Below are 7858 nucleotides of genomic sequence, written 5' to 3'. Positions count from 1 at the left end.
GGGGTTCCCAGCCCCGGGCCACCGCCCTTGGCGTACGCCGCCTTCGTCGTACGCCGCCTTCGTCGTACGCCGCCTTCGTCGTACGCCGCCTTCGTCGTACGCCGCCTTCGTCGTACGCCGTTCTTGCCGTACGCCGTTTTGGCGTTGTACGGCGTATAGGGCTTGTTCTACGGTGTACAGCATGACAATGTCCCCACAGGAACAGGCCCCGGCCGCGCAGACGCAGGCCCAGGGCCATCCGCAGCGCTGGCTGATCCTCGGGGTCATCTGCCTGGCCCAGCTCACCGTGCTGCTCGACAACACCGTCCTGAACGTGGCGATCCCCTCGCTGACCCGCGAGATGGACGCGTCCACCTCCGACATCCAGTGGATGATCAACGCCTACTCGCTGGTGCAGTCCGGTCTGCTGCTCACCGCGGGCAGCGCGGCCGACCGCTACGGCCGCAAGAAGATGCTGATCACGGGCCTGGCCCTGTTCGGCGCCGGGTCGCTGGTGGCCGGCCTCGCCGGGACCAGCGGCCAGCTGATCGCCGCACGCGCCGGAATGGGCGTCGGCGGGGCGCTGCTGCTGACCACCACCCTCGCGGTGGCGATGCAGATCTTCACGCCCGCCGAGCAGCCGAAGGCGATCGGCATCTGGTCCGCGGTGAACGCGCTGGGCTTCGCCACCGGCCCGCTCATCGGCGGTTTCGTGCTCGACCACTTCTGGTGGGGCGCGATCTTCCTGATCAACCTGCCCGTCGCGGCCCTCGGCCTGGTCGCGGTCGTGGCCCTGGTCCCCGAGTCCAGAAACCCGCGGGGCGACCGCCCCGACCTGCCGGGCGCGCTGCTGTCCACGATCGGCATGGCCGCACTGGTGTACGCGATCATCTCCGGCCCCGAGCACGGCTGGACGTCGGCCCGGGTGACGGTCACGGCGGCCGTCGCGCTCCTCGTCCTGGCCCTCTTCGCGTACTGGGAGAGCAGGATCCCCCATCCCATGCTCGACCTGGGCTTCTTCCGGGACCGCCGGTTCACGGGAGCCGTGGCGGGCACGGTCCTCATCACCTTCGGCATGGGAGGCGCGCTCTTCCTGCTCACCCAGCACCTCCAGTTCGTCCTCGGCTACGGCCCGCTGGAGGCCGGCCTGCGCACCGCGCCGCTGGCGCTGGCGGTCGTCGCCCTCAACTTCACCGGTCTGTCGGCGAGGTGGACGGCGAAGCTGGGGACGCCGAGGTCGATCCTGCTGGGCATGGTGCTGATGTCCGGCGGGCTGGTGGCGATCGCCCTCCTCGCCGCGCGGGGCTACGCCGGCACCCTGCTCGGACTGGTCCTCATCGGCGTCGGCGCGGCGATCGCCAATCCGGTGATGGCGCACGCCGTCATGAGCGCGATCCCGCCCGCGAAGGCGGGAGTGGGGGCCGGGATCAACGGCACCCTCGCCGAGTTCGGCAACGGGCTGGGCGTGGCGGTCCTCGGGGCCGTGCTCACCTCCCGTTTCGCGGCGCTGGTCGCGGTGGGCGCGGCGTCGCTGCCCACGGCGCTCGCCGCGGCGGACTCGGCCGGGGAGAGGGAGCGGATCACCGACGCGTTCTCCTCCGGGCTGGTGAGCAGCCAGCTGGTCGGAGCGGTGGCCGTGCTGCTGGGCGGGGTGGTGGCGGCCGGGCTGCTGCGCAGGGCGGAGCGGGAGGACGCGAGGATCCTGGCCGCGTGAAACGACGCTGCGGGGCAACACACCTAGCATCGTCACCATCGTCACCAGTGACCGGACTCTCGAGGAAGGTGCCCCATGGGGAAGGCTGCCGCCGGCAAGGCCGCGCGGGCCAGCGTGTGGCTGGACGACAGGGCACGCCGACGTGGCCGCGGGGGCGGGCAGCCGTCGGGCCTCGACCGGCAGCGGATCACCGAGGTCACCGTCCGGCTGCTGGACGCCGAGGGACTCGACAGGTTCTCCATGCGGCGGCTGGCGGCCGAGCTGAACGTCACGGCGATGTCCGTCTACTGGTACGTCGACACCAAGGACGACCTCCTCGAACTCGCCCTTGACGCCGCCTTCGGCGAGCTGGAGCTGCCCGACCCGGCGGCCGGGGACGCGGACTGGCGCGAGCAGCTCCGGGCGCTGGCCACGGCGTACCGCACGCTGCTGGTGCGCCACCGCTGGCTGTCGCCGCTCGCCGGGCGCTACCTCAACGTCGGCCCGAACTCGCTCGCGTTCTCCCGCACGGTCCAGCAGGTCGTCCGCCGCACCGGCCTGCCCGCGCACCGCATCACGAGCGCCATCTCGGCCGTCTTCCAGTTCGTGTACGGCTACGGCACGATCGAGGGCCACTTCTTCGGCCGGGTCGCGGACACGGGCATGACCCCGGACGAGTACTTCCAGCACGCCATGACCTCGGTGACCGAGGCCCCGCAGGCCGCCGAGGTGGTGGCGGAGTCCCGGGACCTCATGGCGGCGCGCGGCGGGGACACGGTCGCCGAGATGCTGGACCGGGACTTCACCTTCGCCCTCGACCTGCTGGTGGCGGGCATCGAGGCGATGGTGGCCCGGGGCTGACGCGAGGCCCTACCGGTCGTCGGCGAGCCGCGCGGGGAAGCCGCCGGTCGCCACCGGACCCCACCGCTCCGGCGTGATCCGGATGATCGACTTCCCCTGCTTCAGCATCGCCTCCCGGTACTCGTCCCAGTCCGGGTGCTCACCGGCGATGTTGCGGTAGTACTCCACCAGCGGCTCGACGGAGTCCGGCGCGTCGACGACCTCGGCCGTGCCGTCGACCTGCACCCACGGTCCGTTCCAGTCGTCGCTCAGGACGATCACGCTGACCCGCTCGTCCCTCTTGGCGTTGCGGGTCTTGGCGCGCTCCGGGTACGTGGACACCACGATCCGGCCCGAGTCGTCGACCCCGCAGGTCAGCGGCGAACCCTGGGGGCTGCCGTCGGACCGCCGGGTGAGCAGGATCGCGCGGTGGCGGGGGCGGACGAAGTCCAGCAGCTCGTCGCGGGTGACGGAGGTGTTGGTCGCGATGTTCGGTGCCATGGGGCCAGCGTAGGGGCGGGACGGGCCGCCGTTCCTGCCCCTGTCGGGCCTACGCCTGGGGAAGCGCCTCGCCCTGCACCGCCTGGATGTCCAGCTCCACCTTCAGCGTCGTGCCGATGGCGGCGATGCCCGCCTGGACGACCTGGTTGTAGTTCATGGCGAAGTCCTCGCGGTGCAGTTCCGCGGTCGCCCGGAAGGCGGCGCGCACGCCGCCCCACGGATCGGCGCCGGTGCCGAGGTAGGCGAGGTCCAGGTCGACCGGGCGGACGACGCCGCGCATCCCCAGCTCCCCGTGGACGGTCCACCGGTCGGGGCCCGCCGCCGTCAGCCCGGCCGAACGGAAGGTGATCTCCGGGTACGTCTCGACGTCGAGGAAGTCCGCGGAGCGCAGGTGGGTGTCGCGCATGCCGTTGCCGGTGTCGATGGAGTCGGCCCGGATGACCGCCTCCACCCGGGACTTGGTGACGTCGTCCGGGGCGATCTCGACGCTCGCCGAGAACTGCGTGAACCGGCCGCGCACGCTGGAGATGCCCAGGTGCTGGGCGACCGCGCCGACCGTGGAGTGCGCCGGGTCGACGGTCCACACGCCGGGCGGCGGCAGTTCGGTGCCGCCCTGCCGGGCCAGCGTCACCGTGCCGACCTCGGCGCGTCCGCTCGCGGTGACGAGCGCGCTGGAGGCGGCGGGCGCGTAGCCCACGGCCGTGACGATCACGACGTACGCGCCCGGCGCCAGGGCCGTCGTGTCGCGGACGGCGCCCTCCGCGTCGGCCTCGGCGCGCAGCACCTGCGTGCCCGTCATGTCGGTGACGGTGACGACCGCGTGCGACACGGCCCATCCGTCCCGGGTGCGGATCCTGGCGGTCAGTGCCATCTCGGGTAACTCCTAGGAAGAGGACCGGCCCGTGGCGGACGCGCCTCCGCTCAGTGCGCGCCCGGCACGGGCCGGGGTTCAGTGCTGCCGGTACTGCCGGCCGGTCACTCGCCGGGGTGGGCGAGCTGGATGTCGTGGCCGTCGACGCCGGTGCCGCCGACGGTCAGCGCGGTGGCCACCGGCGGGTAGCCGGTCGCGATGACGGTGTACTCGCCGCCGTCGAGGTCGGCGAAGGCGTACGCCCCGTCCGCGCCGGTCGTGGCCGTGCCGACCACGTTGCCCGCCGCGTCCACCAGCGTGACCCGCGCGTCGGCCAGCGGGCCGTGCGGCGCCCGGACGACGCCCTGGAGCTGCGCGCCCGCGTCGAGGACGGCCTCCACCCGGGTCACCCCGGTCGCGGCGATCTCCACGGGCAGCGCCCGCGGCCGGAACCCGGCGGCGTTCACCGCGACGGTCACGGCACCCGGCACCAGTTCCGCGAAGGAGAACGCGCCCTGCTCGTCGGAGGTTCCGGTGGCCAGCAGATCCCCGCGCACATCGGTGACGATCACCATGGCGTCCTTGACGGGATCGCCCGACTGCGCCGCCCGCACGACCCCGAGGAGTCCGCTGGTGCCGCTGAGCAGGATGTCGTAGGCGACCGGCTCGTCGTTCACCACGATCGTGGACGCCTGCGGCTGGAACCCGTCGGCGGAGGCGATCAGGACGTACGAACCCGTGCCCGGCGCGTCCAGCACGTAGGAGCCGTCGGCCTGCGCGACCGACCGGCCGAGCTGCCGTCCCGCGAGGGAGATCAGGGTGACGGCGGCCTGCGGGACGGGCACGCCCTCCGCGCCGCGGACGAAGCCGTGCACGGGGACGCCGCCGTTGCCGGTGGACGCCGTGGGCGTGTCGAGGGTGGCGACGGCCGCGAGCCGCTGCGTGCCCGAGGGACCGGCGGCGGTGCCCGCCTCGGTGGCGGAGGCCGTGACGGACCGGCTCGGGGACTGCTCCTCGGCGGCGACCGGCGCCGCGGCGGCGGCCGGGGTCTCCTGGCCGGCGGTGGTGGCCTGCGCCATCGCGCCGGCGGTCCGCAGCGGGACCTCCTTGATGAACAGCGTGATGACGAAGGCGAGCAGCGCCATGACCGACGCGATCAGGAAGACGTCCGCGATGCCGTGGCCGTACGCGCTCTCCATGACGGTGCGCAGCGGCGCGGGCAGCGTGTCCATGTCCGGGATCGACCCGGTGGAGCTGGAACCCGACGCCAGGGAGGCGTACTCCGGGCCGAGGCCGGCGATGCCGTCCTTGGCGTAGTCGGTGATCCGGTTGGCCATGACGGCGCCGAGCGCCGAGACGCCCATCGCACCGCCGAGGGAGCGGAAGAAGGTGACGGTCGAGCTGGCCGAGCCGAGGTCCTTCGGTTCCACCTGGTTCTGCGTGGAGAGCACCAGGTTCTGCATCATCATGCCGACGCCGAGGCCCAGCAGGGCCATGAAGATCGCGGTCTTCCAGTAGTCGGTGTCGTAGCGGATGGTGCCCAGCAGTCCGAGGCCCGCCGTGATGAGCACACCGCCGCTGACCAGCCAGGCCTTCCACTTGCCGGTGCGGGTGATGAACTGCCCGGAGAGCGTGGAGGAGACGAACAGGCCGCCGATCATCGGGATGGTCAGCACACCCGACATGGTCGGGGACTCGTCGCGGGCCAGCTGGAAGTACTGGGCGAAGAAGACCGTGCCGGAGAACATCGCCACGCCCACGAACAGGGAGGCGATCGACGACAGGGTGATGGTCCGGTTGCGGAACAGCCGCAGCGGGATGATCGGCTCGCTCGCCCGGGACTCGACGAACACGAAGATCAGGGCGAGCGCGACCGAGCCGGCCACCATCGTGTACGTCTGCCAGGACAGCCAGTCGTACTTGTCACCGGCGAAGGTGACCCAGACCAGCAGCAGCGAGACCGCGGCGGAGATGAAGAGCGCGCCGGCCCAGTCGACCTTCACGTGCCGCTTCACGACGGGCAGGTGCAGGGTCTTCTGGAGCACGATCAGGGCGATGACGGCGAAGGGCACGCCGACGTAGAAGCACCAGCGCCAGCCCAGCCACTCGGTGTCGGTGATGACACCGCCGAGCAGCGGACCGCCGACGGTCGCGACCGCGAACGTCGCGCCGAGGTAGCCGGAGTAACGGCCGCGCTCGCGCGGGGAGATCATCGCCGCCATCACGATCTGGGCGAGGGCGGAGAGGCCGCCGACGCCGATGCCCTGCACCACGCGGCAGGCGATCAGCATGCCGGCGTTCTGCGACAGGCCGGCGGCCATCGAGCCCAGGACGTAGATGACCAGGGCTATCTGGACGAGCGCCTTCTTGTTGTAGAGGTCGGCGAGCTTGCCCCACAGGGGGGTGGCCGCCGTCATCGCCAGCAGTGTGGAGGTGACGACCCAGGTGTAGGCGGACTGGCCGCCGCCCAGGTCGCCGATGATCTCGGGGAGGGCGTTGGAGACGATCGTGGACGACAGGATCGCCACGAACATGCCGAGCAGCAGCCCGGACAGGGCCTCCATGATCTGCCGGTGGGTCATCGGCGCGTCGCCGGAGCGCCCGGAGGAGCCTCCCCCGTGCTTGGCGTGGGCCCGCACACCGGCTGGTGTGGTCGTTGCCATGGGCTTCCTTTTCTTACGTAGCTGCGGGTGTACGGGTGGTCGATTCGCGTACGGGAACGTGAGGTGGGGGCTGGGCCCGGTGCGGGGCCGAGCGGCAGTCGCCGAAGCTGGCGCGCAGCCGGGTCATCAGCCGGATCAGCTGTCCGACCTCGTCCTCGGTCCAGTCGCCCAGTCGCTCCGCCAGCAGGTCGGTGCTGCGGCGGGAGAGTTCGACGAGCATCGCCCGGCCGTCGGGGGTGAGGCGCAGGATGCGGGAGCGCTTGTCCGCCGGGTCGGGGGACCGGTCGATCCAGCCGCGCTCCGCGAGGTGCGCGGCGTGCCGGCTGGTCACCGACATGTCCACGGAGAGCAGTTCGGATAGGGCGCTCATGCGCAGGTCGCCGTGGCGGCCGAGCAGCGTCAGCACCGCCGCCGAGCCCGCCGAGCAGTCGGGCGGCAGGATCCGCCCGAGGTCTCGCTTCACGGCTCCGACGGCGCTGAGCTGACGCACCAGTTCCTCGTACTGCTCGTACTGCGCCTGCCCGGCCACCACACCTCCCAGATTTTGTTGCTTAGGGCAACCATAGAAGCGTTTGGTTGCTGCAGGCAAATAAAACGGCGGTGCGCCTCGCAAAAAGTTGGCAAAGGCAAGTATTGCGGGAGTAAACGCGCTGGTGAGGCGGGCGGAGCGGGACTGGCGGTGGCCCGCCCCGGAGCGCGGGCGCCCTGGGGAACACGGAACCGTCCGGGGAACGGGGGCGTGGTGACCCCCACTTGGGCCGTGCCCGCCGTTTTCGCTAGTGTCTCGGGGCATGGCTAACACGCAGGGCCCCCAGGGCACCCACGACCCCGCAGGCAGCACCCAGATGTTCCGCGCGTTCGTCGACGAGGGCGTCCCTCAGCCCTCCCGCCAGGCCCCCGCGCCGGCCGGTCCCCGCATCGGTCTGATCGTGGGCGTCGTCGTCGCGGTGGTGGTCGTGGCGGCGGTGGCCTGGCTGGCGCTGAAGTAGCGGGCTGCAGCGGCGGACCGGCGGCGAGCGAGGATCGCCGCCCCTCTTTCCCGCCGCACCGACACGTCCGTCCCCGCCCTCGCACGACGAAGGCCGCCGACACGTCCGTCCCCGCCCTCGCACGACGAAGGCCGCCGACACGTCCGTCCCCGCCCTCGCACGACGAAGGCCGCCGACACGTCCGTCCCCGCCCTCGCACGACGAAGGCCGCCGACACGTCCGTCCCCGCCCTCGCACGACGAAGGCCGCCGACACGTCCGTCCCCGCCCTCGCACGACGAAGGCCGCCGACACGTCCGTCCCCGCCCTCGCACGACGAAGGCCGCCGACACGTCCGTCCCCGC

General features: G+C 72.2%; 7 protein-coding genes. 3 read left to right on the top strand and 4 right to left on the bottom strand.

The window, feature by feature from the left end; translation table 11 throughout:
* Positions 1 to 181: 181 nt before the first annotated feature.
* Positions 182 to 1693, top strand: coding sequence for an MFS transporter (locus ACFV9M_RS40065; RefSeq protein WP_385079464.1), 1512 nt, complete (start codon positions 182 to 184; stop codon positions 1691 to 1693).
* A 75-nt stretch (positions 1694 to 1768) separates the two neighbouring features.
* The gene (locus ACFV9M_RS40060; RefSeq protein WP_385079467.1) at positions 1769 to 2533 is read left to right on the top strand and encodes a TetR/AcrR family transcriptional regulator; all 765 of its coding nucleotides are present in this window, start codon (positions 1769 to 1771) and stop codon (positions 2531 to 2533) included.
* A 9-nt stretch (positions 2534 to 2542) separates the two neighbouring features.
* Here ACFV9M_RS40060 and ACFV9M_RS40055 read toward each other — a convergent pair whose 3' ends face one another.
* From ACFV9M_RS40055 to ACFV9M_RS40040, 4 genes are all read right to left on the bottom strand, one after another.
* Entirely contained in the window at positions 2543 to 3013 is a 471-nt protein-coding gene (locus tag ACFV9M_RS40055) for a PPOX class F420-dependent oxidoreductase (protein ID WP_385079469.1), read from the bottom strand.
* A 49-nt stretch (positions 3014 to 3062) separates the two neighbouring features.
* Entirely contained in the window at positions 3063 to 3884 is an 822-nt protein-coding gene (locus tag ACFV9M_RS40050; RefSeq protein ID WP_385079472.1) for a YceI family protein, read from the bottom strand.
* Between the two features lie 104 nt (positions 3885 to 3988).
* Positions 3989 to 6526, bottom strand: coding sequence for an MFS transporter (locus ACFV9M_RS40045; protein WP_385079474.1), 2538 nt, complete (start codon positions 6524 to 6526; stop codon positions 3989 to 3991).
* A 13-nt stretch (positions 6527 to 6539) separates the two neighbouring features.
* Positions 6540 to 7055 (bottom strand): MarR family winged helix-turn-helix transcriptional regulator, encoded by a 516-nt coding sequence (locus tag ACFV9M_RS40040; protein WP_385079477.1) that lies wholly within the window; start codon positions 7053 to 7055, stop codon positions 6540 to 6542.
* 262 nt (positions 7056 to 7317) lie between these two features.
* On the opposite strand from ACFV9M_RS40040, the gene ACFV9M_RS40035 reads away from it, so the two are divergent.
* The gene (locus ACFV9M_RS40035; protein ID WP_385079480.1) at positions 7318 to 7515 is read left to right on the top strand and encodes a hypothetical protein; all 198 of its coding nucleotides are present in this window, start codon (positions 7318 to 7320) and stop codon (positions 7513 to 7515) included.
* Positions 7516 to 7858: the final 343 nt, after the last annotated feature.

Source organism: Streptomyces sp. NPDC059895 (assembly GCF_042731035.1).
GTDB lineage: Bacteria > Actinomycetota > Actinomycetes > Streptomycetales > Streptomycetaceae > Streptomyces.
This window is presented reverse-complemented; position numbering and strand designations above follow the sequence as displayed.

What these genes read in the sequence shown, in the direction of transcription:
- ACFV9M_RS40065 (WP_385079464.1), top strand. Translation starts at nt 182, where the DNA reads ATGACAATGTCCCCACAGGAACAGGCCCCGGCCGCGCAGACGCAGGCC.
- ACFV9M_RS40050 (WP_385079472.1), bottom strand. Translation starts at nt 3,884, where the DNA reads ATGGCACTGACCGCCAGGATCCGCACCCGGGACGGATGGGCCGTGTCG.
- ACFV9M_RS40060 (WP_385079467.1), top strand. Translation starts at nt 1,769, where the DNA reads ATGGGGAAGGCTGCCGCCGGCAAGGCCGCGCGGGCCAGCGTGTGGCTG.
- ACFV9M_RS40055 (WP_385079469.1), bottom strand. Translation starts at nt 3,013, where the DNA reads ATGGCACCGAACATCGCGACCAACACCTCCGTCACCCGCGACGAGCTG.
- ACFV9M_RS40035 (WP_385079480.1), top strand. Translation starts at nt 7,318, where the DNA reads ATGGCTAACACGCAGGGCCCCCAGGGCACCCACGACCCCGCAGGCAGC.
- ACFV9M_RS40045 (WP_385079474.1), bottom strand. Translation starts at nt 6,526, where the DNA reads ATGGCAACGACCACACCAGCCGGTGTGCGGGCCCACGCCAAGCACGGG.